At 64.4% G+C, this 25,845-nt stretch carries 19 protein-coding genes and 1 tRNA gene; 18 read left to right on the forward strand and 2 right to left on the reverse strand.

Translation table 11 applies throughout. The features are described 5' to 3' along the window. Positions 1–82: 82 nt before the first annotated feature. Both O0881_RS25085 and O0881_RS25090 read right to left on the reverse strand, forming a co-directional pair. Positions 83–2,140, reverse strand: a complete 2,058-nt coding sequence (locus O0881_RS25085; protein ID WP_289913492.1) for a TonB-dependent receptor — start codon at positions 2,138–2,140, stop codon at positions 83–85. Between the two features lie 115 nt (positions 2,141–2,255). After that, entirely contained in the window at positions 2,256–2,462 is a 207-nt protein-coding gene (locus tag O0881_RS25090; protein ID WP_289913493.1) for a hypothetical protein, read from the reverse strand. On the opposite strand from O0881_RS25090, the gene O0881_RS25095 reads away from it, so the two are divergent. The 18 genes from O0881_RS25095 to O0881_RS25180 all read left to right on the forward strand — a co-directional run bounded on the left by O0881_RS25095 (position 2,461) and on the right by O0881_RS25180 (position 25,671). Further along, entirely contained in the window at positions 2,461–2,856 is a 396-nt protein-coding gene (locus O0881_RS25095; protein WP_289913494.1) for a hypothetical protein, read from the forward strand. The genes O0881_RS25090 and O0881_RS25095 overlap by 2 nt on opposite strands. A 152-nt stretch (positions 2,857–3,008) precedes the next feature. After that, positions 3,009–3,767 (forward strand): 3-hydroxyacyl-CoA dehydrogenase, encoded by a 759-nt coding sequence (locus tag O0881_RS25100; protein WP_099665094.1) that lies wholly within the window; start codon positions 3,009–3,011, stop codon positions 3,765–3,767. Positions 3,768–3,861: 94 nt separating this feature from the next. Beyond that, complete coding sequence (gene ggt / locus O0881_RS25105; protein ID WP_289913495.1) at positions 3,862–5,637, forward strand: gamma-glutamyltransferase; 1,776 nt, start codon at positions 3,862–3,864, stop codon at positions 5,635–5,637. Positions 5,638–5,678: 41 nt separating this feature from the next. After that, the gene (locus O0881_RS25110) at positions 5,679–6,848 is read left to right on the forward strand and encodes a patatin-like phospholipase family protein (protein WP_034751717.1); all 1,170 of its coding nucleotides are present in this window, start codon (positions 5,679–5,681) and stop codon (positions 6,846–6,848) included. A 99-nt stretch (positions 6,849–6,947) separates the two neighbouring features. Beyond that, positions 6,948–11,132, forward strand: coding sequence for a two-component regulator propeller domain-containing protein (locus tag O0881_RS25115; protein ID WP_289913496.1), 4,185 nt, complete (start codon positions 6,948–6,950; stop codon positions 11,130–11,132). Positions 11,133–11,218: 86 nt separating this feature from the next. After that, a complete protein-coding gene (locus tag O0881_RS25120; RefSeq protein ID WP_289913497.1) occupies positions 11,219–11,929 on the forward strand; it encodes a response regulator in 711 nt (236 codons plus the stop codon). A gap of 93 nt (positions 11,930–12,022) precedes the next feature. Next, positions 12,023–13,642 (forward strand): AMP-binding protein, encoded by a 1,620-nt coding sequence (locus tag O0881_RS25125; RefSeq protein WP_289913498.1) that lies wholly within the window; start codon positions 12,023–12,025, stop codon positions 13,640–13,642. Then, positions 13,639–16,026: a bifunctional salicylyl-CoA 5-hydroxylase/oxidoreductase gene (locus tag O0881_RS25130; protein ID WP_289913499.1), complete on the forward strand. Its 2,388-nt coding sequence runs from the start codon at positions 13,639–13,641 to the stop codon at positions 16,024–16,026. The genes O0881_RS25125 and O0881_RS25130 overlap by 4 nt, the downstream gene beginning before the upstream one ends. Position 16,027: 1 nt before the next feature. Then, positions 16,028–16,828, forward strand: a complete 801-nt coding sequence (locus tag O0881_RS25135; RefSeq protein WP_289913500.1) for an SDR family NAD(P)-dependent oxidoreductase — start codon at positions 16,028–16,030, stop codon at positions 16,826–16,828. Between the two features lie 13 nt (positions 16,829–16,841). Beyond that, positions 16,842–17,354: a MarR family transcriptional regulator gene (locus O0881_RS25140; RefSeq protein WP_289913501.1), complete on the forward strand. Its 513-nt coding sequence runs from the start codon at positions 16,842–16,844 to the stop codon at positions 17,352–17,354. A 2-nt stretch (positions 17,355–17,356) separates the two neighbouring features. Then, entirely contained in the window at positions 17,357–18,211 is an 855-nt protein-coding gene (locus O0881_RS25145) for an enoyl-CoA hydratase family protein (RefSeq protein ID WP_289913502.1), read from the forward strand. Position 18,212: 1 nt separating this feature from the next. Continuing rightward, on the forward strand, positions 18,213–19,373 hold the full coding sequence (locus tag O0881_RS25150; protein ID WP_289913503.1) for an acyl-CoA dehydrogenase family protein: 1,161 nt from the start codon (positions 18,213–18,215) through the stop codon (positions 19,371–19,373). A gap of 17 nt (positions 19,374–19,390) precedes the next feature. Beyond that, a complete protein-coding gene (locus O0881_RS25155; RefSeq protein ID WP_099665086.1) occupies positions 19,391–19,783 on the forward strand; it encodes a RidA family protein in 393 nt (130 codons plus the stop codon). 119 nt (positions 19,784–19,902) lie between these two features. Next, on the forward strand, positions 19,903–20,676 hold the full coding sequence (locus O0881_RS25160) for a PEP_CTERM-anchored TLD domain-containing protein (protein ID WP_251350006.1): 774 nt from the start codon (positions 19,903–19,905) through the stop codon (positions 20,674–20,676). A gap of 340 nt (positions 20,677–21,016) precedes the next feature. Next, positions 21,017–22,384, forward strand: a complete 1,368-nt coding sequence (locus tag O0881_RS25165) for an MBOAT family protein (RefSeq protein ID WP_354669673.1) — start codon at positions 21,017–21,019, stop codon at positions 22,382–22,384. 8 nt (positions 22,385–22,392) lie between these two features. Then, positions 22,393–23,460, forward strand: coding sequence for a hypothetical protein (locus O0881_RS25170; protein WP_289913504.1), 1,068 nt, complete (start codon positions 22,393–22,395; stop codon positions 23,458–23,460). A 71-nt stretch (positions 23,461–23,531) separates the two neighbouring features. Continuing rightward, positions 23,532–23,606 (forward strand) — tRNA-Arg (locus O0881_RS25175). 172 nt (positions 23,607–23,778) lie between these two features. Further along, entirely contained in the window at positions 23,779–25,671 is a 1,893-nt protein-coding gene (locus O0881_RS25180) for an ATP-binding cassette domain-containing protein (protein WP_077400945.1), read from the forward strand. Positions 25,672–25,845 lie beyond the last annotated feature (174 nt).

Raw genomic sequence — 25,845 nt, forward strand, 5'->3', positions numbered from 1 at the left:
GTTGAGACGCGCAACTGTACGGAGGTACAGTGAGCATCGCAGACCGCAACCCGCGACGCGCAGCAGGTTTTGACAGGCGTGTTTAGAAGCGCGACGTCAGGCCGACAAACATGCGCCGTCCCGGCACGTAATAGTCGACCAGTCCATCGGCCATCGGACCCTTCTTGAACAGGTTTTGCACGCCGCCACGCACGGTCCATTGCGGCGTGACCTTGTACGACACGACGGTGTCGACGATGGTGTAGGCCTTGTCGGCCAGCTTGCCGGCGTCGAGTTCCTTGCCCGTGTACTGGGCCGAGACTTCGCCGAACAGCTGGTCGTTGACTTGCCAGCCCAGCGCCGAGTACCACGACAGCTTCGGCGTCGACAGCAGGTTGGCGCCCGTGGTCAGGTTTTTCGCTTCCGCCATGTAGGTGACGTTGTTACGCCAGTTCAGGTTTTTCGTCAGCGGGATGGTGGCCGTCGCTTCCAGGCCGCTGGTGCGCGCCTTCTGGATATTCGTCATCTTGGTCCACCAGCGCTGCTGGTAAAAGCCCAGCGGCGCATAGTCGATCTTATTCTTGAAATCCGTGTGGAAGTAGGTCAGGCCCACGTCCCAGCCATTCTGTTCCCACGCCACGCCGATCTCGCCGGCCGTGCTCGTTTCCGGCTTCAAGTCCGCATTGCCGGCCATGTAGCAGTCGCCCTTGATGTAGCCCAGCGGCTTGAGGCTGCCGCAACCGCGTCCGGCCGAGTTGGTCGCTGCCGCTGGCGAGTTTTCCTTCAGGCTCGGGGCGCGGAAGCCTTGCGAGATGCCGCCCTTGATGGTCCAGGCGGGGGCAGGGTGGTACACCAGGTACAGGCGCGGACTGTAATGGTTGCCGAACTTGCTGTGGTGATCGAGGCGCAAGCCGGCCGTGGCCGTCAAGTCCTCGCGCAGGAACAATTGATCTTCCGCAAACAGGGCCGAGGTGGTGCCGGACAGGGTCGCGCCGCTCACGGTGTTGCCCAGGTAATCGGTGGGTACGGTGCCGATGGTGTTCGTGTTCGTCAATTCCTGGTGCTTCCACTGGCCGCCCATCACCAGCATTTGCTCGATGCCGCCCCAGCCGACCCGTTTTTCCAGGCTGGCATCGAGCGTGCTGTCCTTGGATTTGGCCACCGTGCCGACGAATTGGTTGTCGAAATCGTTGTGATACAGGTTGACCGTGGTCTTGCCGAAGTCCCAGCGGCCTTCGTAGCCGAGGCTGACGCTCTTGCGTATCAGCTTGTTGGCGCCCCAGCTGGGAACCAGCGACTCGCCGTCCGCATCGCGTGTGCTCGAACCGCTGGCTTCCTGCCTGCCATAGCTGGCGTCCAGCGACAGGTTCTGTTTCTTGCCCAGCGCCCAGGTCAGCTGGCCCGAGACAGTCTGGTTGCGTTCGCCGCCGATGCCACCGGCCTTGTCGAATTTTTCATCGGGATTCTGGCGCGTCTGGCTCACGCCCAGGCGCATGCCCACCGTGTCCGACAGGGGGCCGGCCAGGTTGACGCCCAGCTGGTGCGCCGTGCCGCGGTCGCTTTCCTGCGGTTGCGTGTAGTTGGCCGTGGCCGAACCGTTCCACTTGCCCGGCACCTTGCGCGTGATGATGTTGATCACGCCGCCCATGGCGTCCGAACCGTACAGCGACGACATGGGTCCGCGCACCACTTCGATGCGCTCAATCATGTCGGGCGAGATCCAGTTCAAGTCCTGACGGCCCAGGTCGGGACGGTAAGCCGTGTCGCTCGAGCTGCCCACGCGCTTGCCGTCGACCAGGATCAGGGTGTATTTGTCGGGCAAACCGCGCAGCTTGATCTTCGACGCTTCGCCTTCGGGGCCGGTGCCGCCCGTCACGCCGGGGATACGGCGCAGCAAGGTATTCAAGTCATACACGGGCTGGCGCTCGATTTCCTCGCGCGTGATGACGCTGATGCTGGCCGGCGCATCCTTGATGTCGATGGCCGTGCCGGACGCCGTGACGACCACCGTGTTCATGGTGGGATCGGCGGCCACATTGCCTTCGGCCCAGGCGTTGCTGACGGCCAGCGAGAGCAGGCAGGGCAGGAGCAGGGCGGCGGAATGGAGGGGGTGGGCGGGAGTGGCGACGGGGGCTACGAAGGCGGGACTACGCTTGGTCATGGTGAACTTTCCGGATGTTGTTATTTCCTGGCTGCCTTCCGGGTGGCTCGGGTATGAATGAATGAAAAGAGTAAAAAATGCGCTCCCATCCTGCGAATGAGAATAAGAATCGTTCTTATTGTAATGCCATACTGGCAAGAAGGAAAGTGCTGAAAGGAAATAAAACACCGTTACGCTGTGCGCATGGCAGGTACAAGCGTGACAAATTGTTACCCGCGCTGGCATCTGGCGCGGCGTGTGCCAATAATGAAAGTTGCGATGGATGCTTGGGAGGCGGCATGAAGAGGCTGGCAAAAATGATATCGGCACTGGCTTGCGTCATGCAGCTCGCTGGCGGCCATGCCTGGGCGCAGGAGCAGGCGGCGCCTGCCGAGTCCTTGACTGAGCCTTTGCCCGTGTGCCAGCTCGACCCGCGCGACAGCGGCAAGCTGGCGGTGGAGCCGTGCCGCCCGGCGCCGCCCATGCAGCCGCGCCGTTCCGTGGCGCAGGTGATCGGCCGCATGCCGGCGCAGCCTGCGTCACCGGTCGTGCCCATCGCGCCCCTGCCTCCCAGCCCCGCCGTGCCGATGCCGCGCGCGCCGCAGCCCATCGGCTCATGCGATTCAGGCGGTTGCCGCGATGCGGCAGGCGCGCGCTACAACGGCGCGGGCAATGCCACGCTCGATGCCAATGGGCGCATCTGCCACCGCAATGGCGCTTTCATGCAGTGTTTTTAACTTTCTCATTCGCCAGCGCTGCAAGTTTTCGCTCGGTGACCATAAAAATGGCTACAATTGTCGCCGACATTACGTTTACGTAAACGTAATGATGGCATCATGTATCAACCATCAGGCGCCGGGAACACGGCCCTTATCACTCAGGAGATTTCATGCAGATTCAGGACAATGTATTCATCATCACGGGCGGCGCATCGGGCTTGGGCGCCGCCACGGCGCGCATGCTGACGGCGGCCGGCGGCAAGGTCGTGCTGGCCGACGTGCAGACGGAAGCGGGCCAGGCGCTGGCCGCTGAACTCGGTGGCGTGTTCGTCCAGTGCGACGTGACGTCGGAAGAGGACGGCCTGGCCGTGGTGGCGGCAGCCACGAAGCTGGGCACCTTGCGCGGCCTGGTCAACTGCGCCGGCGTGGCGCCTGCCGTGAAAACCGTGGGCAAGGATGGCCCGCATCCGCTGGCCCTGTTTCAGAAGGTCGTCAACATCAACCTGGTGGGCACCTTCAATATGTGTCGTCTGGCCGCCGACGCCATGGCGAAACAGGATGCGACGGCCGAAGGCGAGCGCGGCATCATCATCAACACGGCTTCCGTGGCGGCCTACGATGGCCAGATCGGCCAGGCCGCGTACGCGTCGTCGAAGGCGGCTGTGGTGGGCCTGACCCTGCCGATGGCGCGCGACCTGTCGCGCAACGGCATACGCGTGATGACGGTGGCGCCCGGCATTTTCGAAACGCCGATGTTGCTGGGCATGCCGGCCGAAGTGCAGGATGCGCTGGGCAAGATGGTGCCGTTCCCTTCGCGCCTGGGCAAACCCGGCGAATACGCGCAGCTGGTGAAAGCCATCGTGGAAAACGTCATGCTCAATGGCGAGACGATACGTTTAGATGGCGCCATCCGCATGCAGCCCAAGTAAGGGGCAGTGCCCTGACGGGCATTTGATGTAGGATACCCCCGTATGGGGCGTACAGCCTTGCCTGGCTGTGCGCCCTTTTTTTATCGGAGAATCCATGATCATATTGAAGCCGCTGGCGCTGAGCCTGACCTTGCTGGGGGCCCTCGCTGCCAGTCCCGCATTTGCCGAAGTGCCGCAAAAGGCACCGGAAATCGCCACCGCGTATGCGGAGAAATCGGGTTGGGCGGCACAGAAATTCATGGTCGCCGCCGCCAATCCGCTGGCCGCCGATGCCGGCTATCAGATGCTGAAAAAGGGCGGCAGCGCCATCGACGCGGCCATCGCCACGCAGCTGGTGCTCACCCTGGTCGAGCCGCAATCGTCGGGCATCGGCGGCGGCGCCTTTTTGCTGTACTCCACGGCCAAGGGCGTGCAAGCGTTCGACGGACGCGAAACGGCGCCTGCCAGCGCCGATGAACACCTGTTCCAGAATGCCGACGGCAGTCCCGTCTCGCGCGCCACGGGCGTGGTGGGCGGGCGTTCCGTGGGCGCGCCGGGCGTGCTGCGCATGCTGGAACTGGCGCACAAGGAACACGGCAAGCTGCCGTGGGCGACCCTGTTCGGCCCCGCCATCAAACTGGCGCACGGCGGCTTTCCCGTCAGCCAGCGCCTCAACGGCTTGCTGAACTGGGACCAGGCCCTGAAGCGCGACCCTGTCGCCGCCGCGTATTTCTATGACCCGGACGGCAAGGCATGGCCCGTCGGCCACGTGCTGAAAAACCCGAAGCTGGCGCGCACCCTGCGCGAGATCGCCCGTGGCGGCGCCGACGCGTTTTACAACGGCCGCATCGCGCGCGACATCGCCGCCAAGGTGGCGGCGCATCCGACCAATCCGGGCAAGCTGACGGCGCAGGATATCGCCGGCTACCGCGCCAAGGTGCGCGAACCCGTCTGCAGCGACTACAAGGCCTGGACGGTGTGCGGCATGCCGCCGCCATCGTCGGGCGGCATCGCCATCGCGCAGATGCTGGGCATGCTGGAAGTGAAGGATATCCGGCCGTATGCGCCCGTCGACGGCGTGCTCGATGCGCGGGCGATCCACCTGTTCTCGGAAGCGGGGCGCCTGGCTTACGCGGACCGCAACCGCTACGTGGCCGACACGGACTTCGTACCGCTGCCGGGCAATGGCGTCGCTTCGATGCTCGATAAAACCTACCTGGCGCAGCGCGCTTCGCTGATCGGCGAGAAATCCATGGGCCGCGCCTTGCCTGGCACGCCGCCGGGCATGCAGGTGGCGTGGGGCATGGACAACGCCTTGCAGCGTCCGTCAACGTCGCACCTGGTGGCGGTGGACGCTTTTGGGGGCGGCCTGTCGATGACCACCAGCGTGGAAGACGCGTTCGGTTCGCGCCAGATGGTCGACGGCTTTTTGCTGAATAACCAGCTGACGGATTTCTCGTTCGATTCGCGCGATGCGGACGGCCCCATCGCCAACCGGGTCGAAGCGGGCAAGCGTCCGCGCAGCGCCATGTCGCCCACCCTCGTGTTCGAGAAGGGCACGCACAAGCTGGTGCTGGCGACGGGTTCGCCCGGCGGCTCGTCCATCATCAACTATGTCGCCAAGGTGCTGGTCGGCACCATGGACTGGGGCTTGAACGTGCAGCAAGCCATCAGCCTGCCGAACTTCGGCAGCCGCAATGGCCCGACGGAGCTGGAAAAGGGCCGCGCGCCTGTCGCGCAAGTCGAGGCGCTGCAGGCGATGGGCCACGAGGTGCGCGTGATCGAACAGAATTCCGGCTTGCAGGGCATCATGCGGCTGAATGCGCATGGCAAGGACTTCTGGTTTGGCGGCGCCGATCCGCGCCGTGAAGGCATGGTCAAGGGAGATTGAAACTTTTCCACAAAGTATCAAGACCCTGCTAATCTGCCGGCATGGGAATGCAAAATAAAACAGGCTTGATACTCACGGGAGGAGGCGCCCGTGCCGCCTACCAGGTGGGCGTGCTGCAGGCGATTTCGGCGATTTTGTGGGAAGCGGGCTGGGCGCCGGCGCGCAACCCGTTCGACATCATCTGCGGCACCTCGGCCGGCGCCATCAACGCCACGGCGCTGGCCTGCCGTGCCGATAACTTCGGCGAAGGCGTGCAAAAGCTGCTCGACGTGTGGCAGCACATCGAAGTCGAGCAAGTCTACCGGGCCGATTCGCTGGGCGTGATCCGCTCGGGCGCGCGCTGGCTGTCGTTGCTGTCGTTCGGCTGGCTGCTGCGCCAGTGGCACGCGTCGCCGCCCAGCTCCCTGCTCGACAACACGCCGCTGGTCAGCCTGCTGCACCGCATGCTCGACCTGCCGCGCCTGGACGCGGCCCTGGCCGACGGCCTGCTGCATGCGCTGGCCGTGACGGCGTCGTCGTACTCGGGCAGCCGCCACATGACGTTTTACCAGACGGCCGAGGATATCGCGCCCTGGGTGCGCACGCAGCGCCTGGCCCTGCCGGACCAGATCGGCGTGGAGCACTTGCTCGCCTCGGCCGCCATCCCCTTCATCTTTCCCGCCGTGCCCCTGTACGTGGGCGGCCAGCGCGAATATTGCGGCGACGGTTCCATGCGCCAGCTGGCGCCGATCTCGCCGGCGATCCACCTGGGCGCGAACAAGGTGCTGGTGGTGGGGGCGGGGCGCATGACGGAACCGGCGCCCGCCGCGTCCGAAGCGGCACGCTACCCGAGCCTGGCGCAGATTGCCGGCCATGCGCTGTCGTCGATCTTCCTCGACGGCCTGGCGGTCGACATCGAGCGCCTGAACCGCATCAACCTGACCCTGTCGATGCTGCCGCCCGAATTGCTGGGCAAGACGGCCTTGCGGCCCGTGGAATTGCTGGTCATCGCGCCGTCCGAGCGGCTCGACGCCATCGCCAGCCGGCATATCGGCAGTTTGCCCCGTCCCATCCGCACCATGTTGTCGGGTATCGGCGCGGCCGAAGCGCGCGGCGCGGCGCTGGCATCGTATTTATTGTTCGAATCGACGTATACTAACGAGCTGATCCGTCTTGGACAGCGCGATACGCAAGCCCGCAAGGATGATGTCCTGGCGTTCTTTGGTTCCTGAGACGGCCCCTGGAGCGGTGTGCGGGTTTTTCGCGTTTTTTTTGACAGGACGATTGTGCTGGTATTTCGACGTGTTTGCGATGTTGCTTTACTGTTAATTTTGCTGCTGGGCGTCCCGGCCGCGGCGGCGCCTGCGCCCACCCTGCGTTTCGACCAGCTCAGCGTCGACCAGGGCCTGGCGCAGGAGTCGGTGCTGGCCATCGCCCAGGACCGGCAGGGCTATCTGTGGTTCGGCAGCCAGTCTGGCCTGAGCCGCTACGATGGCTACCGCATGGTCGTCTACAAGAATATCGAGGGCGACAAGACCAGCCTGGCCGACAATTGGGTGGGCGAGCTGCATGTCGATAGCCAGGGCCAGCTGTGGGTCGGCACCGACAATGGCCTGGACCGCTTCGACGCCGCCAGCCAGACCTTCATCCATTATGTCCCGGCTGAAAAGAGCAAGCGCGGCAACGGCAACCGGCATATCCACGCCATCCTCGACGATGGCGCGCGCGGCTTCTGGATCGCCACCTCGGACGGCTTGCAGCATTTCGACCCGGCCACGGGCACCTTCCGCACCTGGCACCATGAAGAGGGCAACCCGCACAGCCTGGGCGATAATGAAATCAAGGCGCTGGCGCTGGACGCGCAACAGCGCCTGTGGATCGGCACGGTAACGGGCCTGGACATGCTGGCGCCGGGCAGCGAGCGCTTCGAGCATTTTGCCGTCGATACGGAGCCTGGCTCGAAATACAACGTGATCCAGTCGCTGCTGATCGACCGCCAGCAGAACCTGTGGATCGGCACCATGGCCGGCGCCGAGCGCTGGCGCCTGGGCGGCGCCGGCCAGCCACCGCAGGCGCGCGTGCGCTTCGGCGAGAAGCATGGCTTTTCCGCCATCCGCGTAGCCAGCCTGTACCAGGATGTCGACGCCACCGTCTGGCTGGGCAGCAATGCCGATGGCCTGTTCCGCTGGCTGCCCGCGAGCGACACCTTCCTGCAATACCGGCACCAGACGGGCGACAAATTCAGCGTCGCCGACAACCAGCTGTCGTCCTTGTACCGCGACCGCGCCGGTACCTTCTGGGTCGGCTCCTGGTACAGCGGCGTGAGCCGGGTCGACCTGGGCAGTGGCGGCTTTTCGCGCATGGCGCGCGCGCCCGGCGACGTGGGCGCGCTGGCGGACAAGAAAGTGCGCGCCGTGGCCGATGCCGGCGATGGCAAGCTGTGGCTGGCTACCAAGGGCGGCCTGAAACTGTACGACACGCGCGACGGCAGCTCGCGGCTGTTCGACCTGCGCAGCTCGCCTGGCATGTCGCGCGACGAGCAGGTCACCACCCTGTACAAGGCGCCGGACGGCGTGCTGTGGGTGGGCGGCTCGACGGGCTTGCACCGCTTCGATCCGGCCCTCGGGCGTTTTTTTACCATGCGCTTTGCCGCCGGCGACCCGAACAGCGACACGATCCGCAATATCGTGAGCGACCGCAGCGGCATGCTGTGGGTCTCCACGCGGGGCGGCGTGCACCGTTTCGACCCCGTCAGCCGCCGCTTTACCACCTACCGCCACGACCCGGCCAACCCGAACAGCCTGTCCGACAACATGGTGCGGCCCGTGCTGGAAGACGGCAAGGGGCGCTTGTGGATAGGTTCCTTCCACGGCCTGGACTTGCTGGACCGCGCCAGCGGCCACTTCCGCCATTTCCGCCACGATCCGCAAAACCCGCATAGCCTGAGCCACGATGAAGTGCATTTCCTGCACGAAGACAAGCGCGGCGTGCTGTGGGTGGGCACGGCCAATGGCTTGAACCGCATGGACGTCGACGCCAAGGGCGAGATCCGCTTCCGCCGCTTCGTGCGCAAGGATGGCATGGCCGACGACGCCGTCGCCAGCATCCTCGGCGACGACAACGAGCAGCTGTGGCTGAGCACGAACAGCGGCATCACGCGGCTCGACATGCGCAGCGGCCTGTTCCGCAATTACGACAGCGCCGATGGTACGGTGGAAGGCTCGTACTTCGATGGCGCGGCCCTGCGCGCGGCCGATGGCACCATGTATTTCGGCGGCTTCAACGGCATGACGGCGTTTGTGCCGGAGGATATCCACGACAACCGCGTGCCGCCGCTGGTGGCCATCACGGAGCTGCAGATATTCAACAAGCCGGTGGCCATCGGCCGCGGCGAGTTCGCGCACGTGCTCAAGGCGGCGATCGACCACACGCGCAACCTGGTGCTGACCAGCCGCGAAAGCGTCTTTTCGCTGGAATTCGCGGCCCTGCATTTCGCCGCGCCCCAGCGCAACATGTTCGCCTACCGGCTCGAAGGCTTCGATCAGGACTGGGTCATGACGGATGCGGGGCGGCGCTTTGCCACCTATACCAACCTCGATGCCGGCAACTACGTGTTTCGCGTCAAGGCGGCCAACAAGGACGGCGTGTGGAACGAGAGCGGCGCCACCCTGGCCATCACGATCCTGCCGCCGTTCTGGAAAACCTGGTGGTTCCGCACCCTGATGGCGGCGCTGCTGCTGGGCGCCATCTATGGCGCGTACCGCCAGCGCGTGCGCGCGCTGCGGCATCAGCAGAATGAACTGGAAAAGCAGGTCAGCGAACGCACGGCCGAGTTGCAGAGCAAGGAAATCGAAGTGCTGGCCCAGTCGGAAAAGCTGGCGCAAGTCAACAGCAGCCTGACGAAAAACGAGGAAAGTCTGCGCCAGGCCAAGCGCAAGGCCGAGGACGCGACGCGCCAGAAGTCGGAATTCCTGGCCAACATGAGCCACGAGATGCGCACGCCCCTGGCTGGCGTGATCGGCATGCTGGGCTTTGCCCTGCGCGACGAGCAGCTGCACGACGCCACGCGGGAGCAGATCCTGCGCGGCCAGGCCAACGCCCAGTCGCTGCTGGTGATCATCAATGACTTGCTCGATTTTTCCAAGATCGAGGCGGGCAAGCTGAGTATCGAAAACATCGACTTCGCGCTTGGCGCGGCGATCGAGACGGTCGTCACCCTGTTCGAGGAGCAGGCGGCCGCGCGCAGCATCGGTTTCGCCATCGATTTCGCGCCCGACCTGCCGCCCTTCGTGGTGGGCGACCCGACCCGCTTGCGCCAGGTGCTGGTCAACCTGGTCGGCAATGCCTTCAAGTTCACCCAGCGCGGCGGCGTCAGCGTGAGCGTCGAGCGGGCCGGCGTGGCCAGCGGCAGCGGCGGACGCAAGGTCAACCTGATCCGCTTTACCGTCAGCGACAGCGGCATCGGCATCGATGCCGATGCCATGGCGCGGCTGTTCCAGAAGTTCGAGCAGGCTGACGCCAGCACCACGCGGCGCTACGGCGGTACGGGACTGGGCCTGGCGATCTGCCGCCAGCTGGTCGAACTGATGGATGGCCAGATCGAGGTGGCCAGCACGCCGGGGCAGGGCAGTACCTTTGCCTTCACCTTGCCGCTGGCCGATGGCGTGGCGCCGCCGCTGGTGCCGCAGGTGGCGCTGGCGCCGCACAGCCACCAGTTGCGCGTGCTGTGCGCGGAAGACTTCCCCACCAACCAGATCATCATCCGCGTCATGCTCGAAGAGCTGGGGCACCGGGTCGACGTGGTCGCCAACGGTGTGCTGGCGGTGGCGGCCTGCGTGCATACGCGCTATGACCTGATCCTGATGGACGGGCGCATGCCGGAGATGGACGGCGCCACGGCGACGCGCCTGATCCGCGTGGGCGGCTGGCCGGACCAGCCCGTGCGCGACCAGGAATTGATGATCGTGGCCCTGACGGCGAACGCCAGCGAAGAAGACCGCAGCCGCTATCTTGGCGTCGGCATGGATGATTTCCTCAGCAAACCCGTCGATGAGGCGGTGCTGCATGGCTTGCTGGCGCGCGCCATCGAGCGCCAGCTGCAGCGCGGTTTCATGTTGCCGCGCATGCCGTCGAACGCGCCGCGCGGCACGGCGCGGGGACAGGCCGAACTCGACGCCCTGTTCGGCATCGCGCCGGCAGTTCCCGTCGCGGCGCCTTCCCAGTCCATCCGCAGCGGGGAACTGCAACGGCGCATCCGCGTCGCCTTCGTCGCCGACCTGGAAGGGCGTTTGCGTGAACTCGACGACGCCCTGGCGGCGCAGGACAAGGACAACGCCGGGCGCCTGCTGCACGGTTTGAAGGGCAGCGCCGCCTATCTCGATGAAACGCAGCTGCACATGCTGTGCACGGAAATGGAGGAAGCGGCGGACGGCGGGCGCTGGACGCAGGTGGCCCTGCATTTGCCGCAATTGCGCGCACTGTTGGCGCAAATAGCCGTTTTGGACAAGGAAATGTAAAATAGGCAATGCCGGCCATGGAGCGCGCGGCGAAACTGGGTAGAATACGGCCAGGCACCGAGACGCTGCCGCCAATGGAGAACGCAATGAAAGTACTGGTGGTTGACGATGATGTCGTGTCGCGCATGGTATTGATGCATCTGATCGACAGCTGCGGCGTGCACGATATCGTGGAAGCCGAAGATGGCGCGGCGGCGTGGGAACAGCTCGAAGGCGGCTTGCGCCCGTCGCTGTGCTTCTGCGATTTGCGCATGCCGCGCCTGTCCGGCATGGAGCTGCTGCAGAAAATCCGCTCCGACAGCGCGCTCGATGCCATGCCGCTGGTGCTCGTGTCGTCGGCCAATGACCAGGATACGGTGCGTGACGCCGTGCAGGCCGGCGCCGCCGGCTACATCGTCAAGCCTTTCCAGCCGGAGCAGGTGCGCCAGCATATCGACGCCTGCTTCGACGTCTCGGCCTTGCCGGCCGAGGCGCCGCGCGACACCTTGCAGCGGCTGGGCATCGACAGCGAACGCCTGCTGGCGTATCTGACGGGCTTCCAGGGACAGATAGTTGCCGCGAGCGAACAGGTCGACGCCTTGCTGGCGCGCGGCGAACCGGCCCAGGCGCGCCAGCAGCTCGAACGGCTGCACCTCGGTTGCCGCACCCTGGGTTTGCATGGCGCGGAAGCCGGGATGATGGCCCTGCTGCAGGCCTCGGTGCTCGATGGCGACCAGATGCAGACGGCGCTGGCCGCCCTGGCGCGCAGCGTGGCGCAGCAGGCGCGCCTGCTGCGGCAACTGGACGGGATCGACTGAATCTGCCGTTTTTCGCTTGCCGGGGAAATACTTTAGGTTTAAAGTATCTGCTTCCGGGCCTTGTGCACGCGCCCGCTACCAGCCAGGATGAGCATGAGCAGCGACCCTTCGCCTACCACCGCATCTCCCCAGGATGACTTTGCGCGCGCGCATTTGCCGCCGCGCGCACTCTGGCCGCAGCTGTGCCTTGACTTGCCCGAGCTGCAGTATCCGGCGCGCCTCAATTGCGTCGCCGCGCTGCTCGATGCCGCCGTGGCCAATGGCGGCGGCGGGCGCACCGCCATCCTTGCCGACGGCCAGCGCTGGACTTACGCGCAGCTGGCGCGGCAGGTCGACCGCATCGCCCACGTGCTGCGCAGCGACCTGCGCCTGATCCCCGGCAACCGCGTGCTGCTGCGCGGCGCGAATACGCCCATGATGGCCGCCTGCCTGCTGGCCGTGCTGAAAGCCGGCTGCATCGCCGTGCCCACCATGCCGTTGCTGCGCGCGCGTGAACTGTCCACCATCCTGGCCAAGGCGGAAGTGAACGCCTTGCTGTGCGCGCAAGGCTTGCGCGCGGAACTTGACGCGTTAGCGTCCCTGCCGCCCATGCTGTGCTTTGGTGCCGAGGGCGCCGAACTGGAACAGCGCATGGCGGCCCACGATGCACCCTTTGCCGCATGCGACACGGCGGCCGACGACGTCTGCCTGATCAGCTTTACCTCGGGCACGACGGGTGTCCCCAAAGGCACCATGCACATGCACCGCGACCTGCTGGCCATCTGCGACTGCTTTCCCCGCTCCATGCTGCAGGTGCGCGCCGACGACATCTTCATCGGCACGCCGCCGCTGGCGTTCACCTTCGGCCTCGGTGGCTTGCTGCTGTTCCCCCTGCGCTTTGGCGCTTGCGCCGTGCTGCTGGAAAAACTCACGCCCGAGGGCCTGCTGCGCGCCATCGAGGCCTATCACGCCACCATCTGCTTCACGGCACCCACCTTTTACCGTCAGATGGCGCCCCTGGCGGCCAGCCACGACTTGCGCAGCCTGCGGTTGTGCGTCTCGGCCGGCGAAGCGCTGCCGCTGGCCACGCGCGACGCCTGGCAGGCGGCGACGGGCCTGGCCATGACGGACGGCATCGGCGCCACCGAGATGCTGCACATCTTCATTTCCGCCACGGGCGAGGGCATCCGCCGCGGCGCCATCGGCAAGGCCATCCCCGGCTACCAGGCATGCATCGTCGATGACGCCGGCGTGCCGCAGGCGCCTGGCGTGACGGGCCGCCTGGCCGTGAAAGGCCCTACCGGTTGCCGCTACCTGTCCGACCCGCGCCAGCGCGAGTATGTGCAGAACGGCTGGAACCTGACGGGCGACACCTTCGAGATGGATGCCGACGGCTATTTCTATTACCGCTCGCGCAGCGACGACATGATCGTCTCGGCTGGCTACAACATCGCCGGCCCGGAAGTGGAAGAGGCGCTGCTGCGCCACCCGGCCGTGGCCGAATGCGGCGTGGTCGGGCGCGCCGATGCCGAGCGTGGCCAGATCGTCGAGGCGCACGTGGTGCTCAAGGAGGGCTGTCAGGCCAGCGACCTGCTTGCGGCCGAACTGCAGGACTTCGTGCGCCAGCAGATCGCCCCGTATAAATACCCGCGCGCCATCCATTTCCTGCCTTCCCTGCCGCGCACGGAAACGGGCAAGCTGCAGCGCTTCAAACTTCGCACGGACACTCCATGAATATTGTCTGCATCGGCGGCGGCCCCGCCGGCCTGTATTTCAGCCTGCTCATGAAAAAGCAGAACCCCGCGCACAGCATCACCGTCATCGAACGCAACCGCCCGTACGACACGTTTGGCTGGGGCGTCGTGTTTTCCGACCAGACCCTGGGCAACCTGGCCAACGCGGACGAGCCGACGGCGCGCGCCATCCTGCAGGCGTTCAACCACTGGGACGATATCGAAATCCATTTCAAGGGCGAGACTGTGCGCTCTGGCGGCCATGGCTTTTGCGGCATCGGCCGCAAGCGCCTGCTCAACATCCTGCAGGCGCGCTGCGAAGAACTCGGCGTGCAGCTGGTGTTCGAGACGGAAGTGCAGGACGACCAGGCCATCGCGCGCCAGTACGGCGCCGATCTGGTGATCGCCAGCGACGGCTTGAACAGCCGTATCCGCACGCGCTATGCGGCCAGCTACCAGCCCGAGATCGAGCAGCGCCATTGCCGCTTCGTCTGGCTGGGCACGCGCAAGAAATTCGAGGCCTTCACGTTTGCCTTCCGCCAGACGCCGCACGGCTGGTTCCAGGCGCATATCTACCAGTATGACGGCGACACCTCGACCTTCATCGTCGAAACGCCCGAACACGTGTGGCGCGCGGCGGGCCTCGATGCCATGAGCCAGGAAGAGGGCATCGCCTTTTGCGAAGCCCTGTTCGCCGAGGAACTCGATGGCCACGGTTTACTGAGCAACTCGCCGCACCTGCGCGGCTCGGCGCAGTGGATCACCTTCCCCCGCATCGTCTGCCGCCAATGGGTGCACCGCCAGGATGGCGTGCCCGTCGTGCTGATGGGCGACGCGGCCCACACGGCGCATTACTCCATCGGCTCGGGCACCAAGCTGGCGCTGGAAGACGCGATCGAACTGGCGCGCTGTTTCGGCCAGCATGCCGATGCCGCTGCCGGTACGGATGCTGCGCTGGCCGCCTACCAGCAGCTGCGCGCCATCGAGGTGCTGAAAATCCAGAGCGCGGCGCGCAATTCCATGGAGTGGTTTGAAAACGTTGAACGCTACAGCGCCATGGAAGCGCCGCAGTTCGCCTATTCCATGCTCACGCGCAGCCAGCGCATCTCGCATGAAAACCTGCGCCTGCGCGACCCTGCCTACGTGGCCGATTACGAGCGATGGCTGGCGCGGCGCGCGGGCGAGCAGGCCGGCGTGGCGATGCGGGACGAGGCCCTGCCGCCCATGCTCACGCCGTTCCGGCTGCGCGGCGTGCTGCTGAAAAACCGCATAGCCGTCTCGCCGATGGCGCAATACAGCGCCGTCGATGGCGTGGCGGGCGACTACCATCTGATGCACCTGGGCGCGCGCGCCATGGGCGGCGCGGGCCTCGTGTTTGCCGAGATGACGTGCGTGTCGGCCGATGCGCGCATCACGCCCGCCTGCCCGGGCATGTACAGCGAAGCGCACACGCAGGCCTGGCGCCGCATCGTCGATGTCGTGCATGCCAACAGCGATGCGAAGATCGCCCTGCAGCTGGGCCACGCGGGGGCGAAAGGCTCGACGCGGCCCATGTGGGATGGCATCGACCTGCCCTTGAAAGAGGGTAACTGGCCGCTGATCTCGGCCTCGGAGCAGCAATACCTGGCTGGCGTGTCGCAGGTGGCGCGTGCGGCCACGGAAAGCGACCTGGCGCGCATCGAGCAGGATTTCGTGCACGCCACCCTGGCGGCGGCCGTCGCCGGTTTCGACTGGCTGGAGCTGCATTGCGCGCACGGCTATCTGCTGTCGAGTTTTATCTCGCCGCTGACCAACCGCCGCACGGATGAATATGGCGGCAGCCTGGAAAACCGCTGCCGCTATCCGCTGCGCGTATTTCGCGCCATGCGGGCCGCCTGGCCGCAGGATAAACCCATGAGCGTGCGCATCTCGGCCCACGACTGGGTCGATGGCGGCATCACGCCCGACGACGCCGTCGTCATCGCGCGCCTGTTCAAGCAGGCGGGCGCCGACCTGATCGACTGCTCCTCGGGTCAGGTCAGCAAGCTCGAACAGCCCGTGTACGGGCGCATGTTCCAGGCGCCGTTCGCCGACCGCGTGCGCAACGAGGCGGGCATCGCCAGCATGGCCGTCGGCTCGATTTTTGAAGCCGACCACGCCAACAGCATCATCGCCGCCGGGCGCGCCGACCTGTGCGCCGTGGGCCGCCCGCACCTGGCCAACCCCGCCTGGACCCTGACGGAGACGGCGCGCATCGGCTACAGCGCCGCCGGTGCCGTCTGGCCGAAACAGTACCGGCCGGGCCAGCAGCAGCTGGAACGCAATCTGCAGCGCGAGCGCCAGCTGGCGGCCGCCAATACGGGTCTCACCCCGCAACAGGTAGCCGCACGGCTGCTGGAAGGATGACATGAGCAAGGAACGACTGGATGGCGCATTGGCCGGCAAACACGCGTTGGTGACGGGCGCCGGCAGCGGCATCGGCCTGGCCTGCGCGGGCGCCTTGCTGGACGCGGGCGCCCGGGTCACCCTGGCCGGGCGTGACGGCGCGCGGCTGGCGCGTGCGCGCATGCAGCTGGAAGAGGAGGGCCATGCGGGCAGGGTGGCCATCTGCGTGCTCGATGTGGCCGTGGAAGCGTCCGTGCAGGCGGGTTTCGCGCAGGCCGCCGCGCATTTCGGCCGCATCGATATCCTGGTCAATAACGCGGGCCAGGCGCATGCGGCGCCTTTCGGCAAGACGGACGCCGCCATCTGGCAGCAGATGCTGGCCGTGAACCTGACGGGTGTGTTCCACTGCTGCCAGGTGGCCATGCCGGGCATGCTGGAAGCGGGCTGGGGACGCATCGTCAACGTGGCGTCGACGGCGGGCTTGAAAGGCTACCGCTACGTCAGCGCCTATGTCGCTGCCAAGCATGGCGTGATTGGCCTGACGCGCGCGCTGGCGCTGGAAGTGGCGCCGCGCGGCGTCACCGTCAACGCCGTCTGCCCCGGCTACACGGAAACGGACATGGTGGCCCAGGCCGTGCAGAATATCGTGCGCAAGACGGGGCGCGGCGAAGATGCGGCGCGCGCGGAACTGGCGGCCAGCAATCCGCAGCAGCGGCTGGTGCAGCCGTGCGAAGTGGCCGATGCGGTGGCGTGGCTATGCCTGCCCGCGTCGGCCGCCATGAATGGACAATCGATCGCCGTCGCCGGCGGTGAAGTCATGTAACGGAATGAAGACCATGGATAAAGAACCCGACAATGTGCAGGACGAACCCGTGCTGGATCTGGCCAGCCGGTTGACGCAGGACCACCACCAGTCGCTCAAGCTGTGGCTGCGCATGCTCTCGTGCACGGTCAAGATCGAAAACGAGGTGCGCACGCGCCTGCGCGCCACCTTCGGCATCACCTTGCCCCGCTTCGACTTGATGGCGCAGCTCGAACGCTTTCCCGAAGGTTTACGCATGGGCGAACTGTCCAAACGCATGATGGTCACGGGCGGCAATATCACGGGCATCACCGACCAGCTGGAGCAGGAAAAACTGGTGGCGCGCGTGGTCGATCCGAAGGACCGCCGCTCGTACAGCGTCAAGCTGACGCCGGCAGGCCGGCGCGCGTTCGACGAAATGGCGCGCGTGCACGAAGGCTGGATCGCCGAACTGCTGCACGGCGTGACACCGGACGACAAAACCCGATTGATCGACCTGCTGTCGCACATGAAGCAGCAGTTGAATAACACCCCCCTAAAGGATTGAGCATGCGCCATCTACCCGGCCAGCCGCAAGACCTGCCAGGCAACCGCGCCAGCCTGGCCGGCTACGCCGCGCGGCATTTCCTGTTTTCCGTCGACGCAGGCGTCGCCACCCTGACCTTGCACCGGCCCGAGCGCAAGAATCCGCTCACCTTCGATTCGTATGCGGAGCTGCGCGAGCTGTTCCGCGCGCTGGCGCATGCGGACGACGTCAAGGCCGTGGTGATTACAGGCAGCGGCGACAATTTCTGTTCGGGCGGCGACGTGCACGACATCATCGGCCCCCTGACGCAGCTCGACATGCCCGGCTTGCTGGCGTTTACCCGCATGACGGGCGACGTGGTGAAAGCCATGCGCGCCTGCCCGCAACCCATCGTCGCCGCCATCGACGGCATTTGCGCGGGCGCCGGCGCCATGCTGGCGCTGGCTTCCGATATCCGCATCGGCACGGTGCGCAGCAAGACGGCCTTTTTGTTTACCCGCGTGGGCCTGGCCGGCTGCGACATGGGCGCCTGCGCCTTGCTGCCGCGCGTGATCGGCCAGGGCCGCGCCGCCGAATTGCTGTACACGGGGCGCTCCTTGCCGGGGGCGGAAGCCGAACGTTGGGGCTGGTTCAACCGCCTGGTCGAGCCGGCAGAATTGGCCGAGGCGGCGCAGCTGTTCGCCGCCGGCCTGGCCGGCGGCCCCACCTTCGCGCACGGCATGACGAAAAAAATGCTGCAGCAGGAGTGGAACATGGGCGTCGATGAAGCCATCGAGGCGGAAGCGCAGGCGCAGGCCATTTGCATGGCCACCAACGATTTCCACCGCGCCTATCACGCCTTCGTGGCGAAAGAAAAACCGCAATTCGAGGGCGACTGACATGAGCAGCACGCGTGATACGACTTACCTGGACTGGCCGTTTTTCGAAGCGCGCCATGCCGAACTTGAACGCGAACTCGATGCCTGGGCCGCGCAGCACCTGCAGGAAGCCCATGGCGCCGACGTCGATGCCGCCTGCCGCGCGCTGGTGGTGCAACTGGGGCAGGGCGGCTGGCTGGCATACGCCACGGGCACCGATGGCAAGATCGACACGCGCGCCATTTGCCTGATGCGCGAAACCCTGGCGCGCCACGACGGCCTGGCCGATTTCGCCTTCGCCATGCAGGGACTCGGTTCCGGCGCCATCGGCCTGTTCGGCAGCGCCGACAACAAGGCGCGCTATTTGCCGGACGTGGCCAGCGGCAAGCGCATCGCCGCCTTTGCCCTGTCCGAGCCGCAGGCTGGCTCCGACGTGGCGGCGATGGCGTGCGCGGCGCGCCGCGATGGCGACGATTACGTGCTCGATGGCGAAAAGACGTGGATCTCGAACGGCGGCATCGCCGATTTTTACGTGGTGTTCGCGCGTACGGGCGAGGCGCCGGGCGCGCGCGGCATCAGCGCCTTCATCGTCGACGCGGACAATCCCGGCCTGGAAATCGCCGAGCGCATCGCGGTGATCGCGCCGCACCCGCTGGCGCGCCTGCGTTTCAATGCCTGCCGCGTGCCCGCCACGCAGCGCCTGGGCGAGGCGGGACAGGGTTTCAAGGTGGCGATGGCCACGCTGGACGTGTTCCGCACGTCGGTGGCCGCCGCCGCGCTGGGCTTTGCGCGGCGCGCATTTGACGAGGCGCTGCGCCACGCCATGGCGCGCCAGATGTTCGGCCAGACCCTGGCGGACTTCCAGCTGACGCAGGCAAAATTAGCGCAGATGGCCACCGGCATCGAGGCGGCTGCCTTGCTGACCTACCGCGCCGCCTGGCAGCGCGACCAGGGCCGCAAGGTGACGAAGGAAGCGGCCATGGCCAAGCTGACGGCCACGGAAACGGCGCAGCAGGTGATCGACGCAGCCGTGCAGCTGTTCGGCGGCATGGGCGTGGTCAGCGACCATCCGGTCGAGCGCCTGTACCGCGAAATCCGCGCCTTGCGCATCTATGAGGGCGCCAGCGAAGTACAGCAATTGATCATCGCGCGCGAACTGCTGCGCGAGGCGGGACATGTATGAATAACCAGGAGAACGCAATGCAAGTGCTGCAACCACCGGGATGGGCCAGGCCGCGCGGCTATGCGAACGGCGTGGCCGCCAGCGGACGCACGGTGTACGTCAGCGGCATGATAGGCTGGGATGCGCAGGGCCGGTTCCATACGGACGATTTTGCGGGGCAGGTGCGCCAGGCCTTGCAGAATATCGTCGCCGTGCTGGCGGAGGCGGGCGCCTTGCCCGAGCATATCGTGCGCATGAATTGGTATGTGCTCGACAAGAAGGAGTATGTGGCGGCGTATCCGCAAATCGGCGTGGCGTACCGCGAGCTGATCGGCAAGCATTTTCCAGCCATGACGGCCGTGCAGGTGGCCGGCCTGATCGAGGATCGCGCCAGGGTGGAAATCGAGGTGACGGCCGTGCTGCCGCCATGATGGCTACAATAAACTATTGCCTTAACTGCATTTCAATTGAAATAAATTAATGCAATTAATATATCACCCTGTGCTATATTGATATGCCGAAAATTCGCGGCATATATACAGGGGGAGCGATGCAACAACAAATCATGCTGAAAATCAAGGCGGTGCGGCCCGTCACCTTGCTCGCCGGTGCCTTGCTGTGCATCGGCAGCGTTCCTGTCGCCTCGGCGCAATCCTTGCTCAACGGCGCGCAGGAAGCACAGCTGTCCGCCTGGCTGGGCGAAGGGCCGCTGGCGCTGACGGCCATCTACACGAAGTCGGCGGGCGACACCTCGCGCGACTTCCACCTGGCCGCCGACGGCAAGGGACGCACGTTTTCCGTGATGCAGGCGAGCAACGCCGCCGGCCAGACCTGGCTGGTGGGCGGCTATAACCCGCAAAGCTGGAATTCGTCGGGTACTTACAACATGACGCCGGAAGACCGCGACCGCACGGCCTTCATCTTCAACCTGACGTCGGGCCAGTATTTCCGGCAGACGCCGAAAACCTATGCACTGGACTCGGTGGGGGCGTATCAAACCTTCAATGATATCGATGCCGGCCCCACGTTCGGCATCGGCGCCGATCTGGGCATGTCGGCGGACCTGAGCACCAATGGCATTTCTTCGCGCTACTCGTACATCGACCCGGTCAATGGCATCTTTGGCGCAAGCTTGCTCGATGGCGCGCCGTATGGCTCCTATCCGAACGTCACGTTTGGCGCCATGCAAGTATTTAGCGTCAGCGCCGTGCCCGAGCCCGCGATGTTGCAACTCATGCTGGCCGGCTTGTTGCTGGTTGGTGCAGGCGTCGCGCGGCGCAGGAAATTCAGCGTGCCGCCGTTTGCCACCATGGGTCTCAAATAAGGCAGGACGCTGGTACGAGTTCGGCAGCGTGGCGGGAAATGGTGTGCAGGAATGGCTGACGGCGACGGCGCGCCTGGCCGTGACTGTCCGGCGCATGCCCGCACGTTGTGCGGGCAAGAGTTCGTCTCGTCACCATGTTCAGAATAATAATAAACAAATATCAGCGTTAAAAGCATAAACTTGCCATTGCTGGCTGCCAACGCGTTACGTATAAGCAACTTTATGGAATTGCACCGTGTTATTTAATTCATTTCCGTTCTTTCTGGTGTTCTTGCCGTTGGCGTTGCTGGGATACTTTCTCCTGTCAAAATACTCGCTGCGGCTATCCATAATTTTCCTGTTGCTGGCCTCGCTTGCATTCTATAGCTACTGGGATGTCGCCTACCTGCCGCTGTTGCTGCTGTCAATCTGCTGTAACTTCAGCATTGGCCGAGTCGTTTCGAAACGTCAAGAGACGGGCCGCAAGCGCGAGGCAAAGCACTGGCTGTGGCTCGGACTCGCCTTCAATTTGTCGCTGCTGGTGTTTTTCAAGTATTTTGATTTTTTTATCAGCAATATTGCCACCCTGACGGGGGCGACATTCCAGCCGCTGGGGATTACCCTGCCGATCGGCATCTCGTTTTTCACCTTCACGCAAATCGCCTACCTGGTCGATTGCCACGCCGGCAAGGTCAAGGATTACCAGCCAGAAAGCTATGGTTTGTTCGTCACCTACTTTCCGCACCTGATCGCCGGTCCGATTCTGCATCACAAGGAGATGATGCCGCAGTTCGTGCAGGCCGAATCGCATGTCTTCAGCCGCGGGCGCCTGATCGTCGGCCTAACATTCTTCACGATTGGCCTGTTCAAGAAAGTCATCTTGGCCGATGGCATCGCGCGCTACGTCGCACCCGTCTTCGACCTCCATCACGCCCATTTGAGCATGCTGGAGGCATGGGCCGGTGCGCTGGCCTATACGTTCCAGCTGTATTTCGACTTTTCGGCCTACTGCGACATGGCGTATGGCTTGTCTTATATGTTCGGCATTATCTTGCCGATTAACTTTCTCTCGCCATACAAGGCGACCTCCATCATCGATTTCTGGCGCCGCTGGCACATCACGCTGTCCAATTTCCTGCGCGATTATCTGTATATCCCCCTGGGCGGGAACCGCAAGGGCGGATTCTTGCGTTACCGCAACCTCCTGATCACGATGCTGCTGGGCGGACTGTGGCACGGCGCCAACTGGACCTTTGTGGTCTGGGGCTGCTTGCACGGCGCTTATCTGATCGTCAACCATGCCTTGCGCCATCTGCTGGGCCAGCGCAGCAACCTGGCGATACGGGCCGGCGGCGCACTGGCGACTTTTTTTGCCGTGGTGCTGGCCTGGGTGTTTTTTCGCGCCAGTTCCCTCGAGGTGGCGCTGGACGTGCTGCAAGCCATGGGCGGAGGCACGCTGACGCCCGCCATGCAGGAAAGCATGCTGGGCGTGAACCGCATCATGCAGCTGAGTTCCTGCCTGTGGTGGCTGGGCGTTTGCGCCGCCATCGTTTTCTTCCTGCCGAATGTGTATGAGTTGCTGGGGCGAGGCTTGCGCCTGTCGACGGAGCAGCGCCTGGACAGTGGCCGGGGCAGCGTCTTGCTGGGGGCCATGTTGATGCTTTGCCTGGTCTTGCTGGCAATTAGCGAGACGCGTGGCGTTTCTGAATTCTTGTATTTTAATTTCTGACAAATCATATGCGCTCCATATTTGCGATAGGCCTGGGTGTGCTGGTCACGGCACTGGCGTTGGAAGCGTTCCTGCAATGCATGCCGGTGGTGTCCGGATTGCGCATGGAGCAGAGCAGCGAGCAGCGCCCGTATGCCCGTTATCTGCCGCAGCAGGACTACGTGTATTCGCACGGCTGGGCCATGGCGAATGCCCGGCATGGCCGCACGAATCGGCAGGGCTTTACCAACTCCCCCGATTTCAAGGATGGTGCGGCCGTGCTTGTCATCGGCGACAGCTTTATCGAAAGCCTGATGCTGGAATATCCGGAAACCCTGCAAGGCCGGCTGAGTCAAGCCCTGGGCGGCGGCGTGTATGCCGCCTCTGCCTCGGGCAACGGCTTTGCCGACGCGCTGGAAGTGTTCCGTCATACGCGTGCGCAGCTGCATCCGCGCACGGTGGTGATGTTTGTCGAGCCGATGGACATGCAGGACATCCTGGCGCCGGCGCAGCGGGGCCATAGCATGTTTGTCAGCGAAGGGAACGATATCAGGATGGTGCATGTTCCCTATGTCGAGTCCAAGGCCAAGCGGCTGGTCGCCTATTCGGCCCTGGCCCGTTATATCTATTACAACTTGAAATTTCCTGACTGGTTGATGAGCCAGTTGCGCCGCAGTCCTCCTGCCGCGGCGCAGGCGCCGGCCGCCAGCGCACCTGATGCACGCCGCGCCGCCGCGCTCGAGTACTACATGACGCAATTGCGCGCGCTGGGCGGCGCTGGCGATACGCGCTTTATCTTCCTGGTCGACGCGGACCGGAACATGCTGTACGCGCCGCAGAAGGCGGTACCCAACTGGAAAGCGGGCGATCGCGCATTTTTCATCCAGACGGCCCTGCGACACGGCCATCAGGTGGTGGACATGCAGCCGGTATTCGCGCGCCATTGGGCGCAACAGCGCGAGCGCATGGATTTCCTGCCGATGGACGGCCACTGGAACCCGGTGGCGCACGATCTGGCGGCGCAGCAAATCCTGCCCTTGTTGCCTTCGGCATCGCCTGCGTTGCCGGCGCCATTGCGCCAAGTGGCAGGACACTGAGGCGCCTGTCCCACGCACGTGCTGCCGGACTGTCAATGGCAGGAACTAGCCTGTATAATGCCGCTGCGCGTGTCGCCATCGTACAATGGATAGTACAAGGTCCTCCTAAGACTTAAATGCAGGTTCGATTCCTGCTGGCGACACCACGTTTCCACGCAACGCGCGTCGGCAGCCTGTGATCATCCAGGCGGTAATTACTGGTCGATGGCGATTGAAGTCCGAGTTATCGGTACAATGCGTGCTTCATTCATCCAATCGGCGGCTGTTTCGCACACCACGCGGTGTGCGCGAGACGGCGCCCGAGCACTCTTACTCATTATGGCTGTCATTTCTCTTTCATCGGCGCAACTTGCGTTCGGTCACGTCGCGCTGCTCGATCACGCGGAATTTTCACTGGAAACCTCGGAGCGGGTCGGCTTGATCGGCCGCAACGGCACGGGTAAATCGTCGCTGTTGAAGGTTATTTCGGGCAAGTTCAAGCTCGATGACGGCTTGTTGGTAATGCAACAAGGCATCAAGATCGCGTATGTGGAGCAGGAACCGCAATTCGACCCGGAAATGTCCGTGTTCGACGCCGTCGCGTCCGGCATGGGCGAATCGCAGGCGTGGCTGAAGGAATACGATGCGTTGACGGGCCAGTTTGGCCAGGGCAATGACGACGAACTGATGGAACGCATGCACGACATCCAGGTCAAACTCGATGCGGCCGATGCGTGGAGCTTGCCGAACAAGGTGGAAACCGTACTCGACCGTCTGAACCTGACGGGCGACATGGCCATGAAAACCCTGTCCGGCGGGATGCAGAAGCGCGTGGCGCTGGCGCGCGCGCTGGTGTCGGCGCCCGACGTGCTGCTGCTCGATGAGCCCACCAACCATCTGGACTTCAGCTCCATCCTGTGGCTGGAAGGCTTGTTGCGCGACTTCAAGGGCAGCGTGCTGTTCATTACCCATGACCGCTCCTTCCTCGACAATGTCGCCACGCGCATCATCGAGCTCGACCGCGGCCGTTTGCTGTCGTATCCGGGCAACTTCACGGCGTATCAAGTGCGCAAGGCGGAGCAGCTGGAAATCGAAGAAGTGGAAAACGCCAAGTTCGACAAGTTCCTGGCGCAGGAAGAAGTGTGGATACGCAAGGGCGTCAAGGCCCGCCGCGTGCGCGACGAAGGCCGCGTGCGCCGCCTGGAAGCGCTGCGCCTGACGCGCAATGCGCGCCGCGAACAGCAGGGACAAGTCAAGTTGGACGTCTCGGCCGGCGAACGCTCGGGCAAGATCGTGGCGGACCTGGAAAACGTCTCGAAGATTTACGGCGACAAGGTCATTGTCAAGGATTTCAGCGCCACCATCTTGCGCGGCGACAAGGTCGGCCTGATCGGCGCCAACGGCGCCGGCAAGACCACCCTGCTGAAGATGATCCTCGGCGAAGAGCAGTCGGACACGGGCACCATCCGCCTGGGTACCAAGCTGCAAGTGGCGTATTTCGACCAGATGCGCACGCAGCTGAACGAAGAGGCGAACCTGATGGAAACCATCGCGCCGGGCAGCGACTGGGTCGAGATCAACGGCCAGCGCCGTCACGTGATGACGTACCTGAACGACTTCCTGTTCGCGCCGGAACGTGCCCGTTCGCCCGTCAAGTCGCTGTCCGGTGGCGAGCGCAACCGTTTGCTGCTGGCGCGTCTGTTCGCCAAGCCGGCCAACGTGCTGGTGCTCGATGAACCGACCAATGACCTGGATATCGATACCCTGGAATTGCTGGAAGAGTTGCTGGAAGAATACACAGGCACCGTCTTCCTCGTCAGCCATGACCGCACCTTCCTCGACAATGTGGTCACGCAGGTGATCGTCGCCGAAGGCGAGGGCAAGTGGCGCGAATTCGTCGGCGGCTACACGGACTGGGAGCGCGTGCGCACCTTGCCGATCGCCACGGCGCCAGCCAGCAAGCCGGCCGTGAAGGTCGAGGCTGCCGCGCCGGCCGCCAAGCAGAAAAAGCTCAGCTACAAGGAACAGCGCGAGCTGGAAGAGTTGCCGAAACTGATCGCCAAGCTGGAAGACGAGCAATCGGTGCTGGCCGCCGAACTGTCGCATCCGGACTTCTACAAGAAGACGCCAGCCGAAGGCAAGCGCCTGAATGCGCGCGTGGCCGAGATCGAAGGTGAACTGCTGGAAGCGCTGGAAAAGTGGGAGCAGATCGAGGCGCGCGCGAATAGCTGATGCTTTTTTGCATACCCTGTTGTAATTAAGTCAGGATTATTTGCCACGGCAACGGTTCTGCTTGATATAATTATATAATTATATTTATTACATTGGGGGATGCATGTTTGTCATGAAAAACATGCGCTCCGGACCACCGCGTCCGGCGCGCAGCTCCTCCTCCGATGCGTGGCA

This window comes from Janthinobacterium sp. SUN100 (assembly GCF_030397705.1).
GTDB classification, from domain to species: Bacteria; Pseudomonadota; Gammaproteobacteria; order Burkholderiales; family Burkholderiaceae_D; genus Janthinobacterium; species Janthinobacterium kumbetense.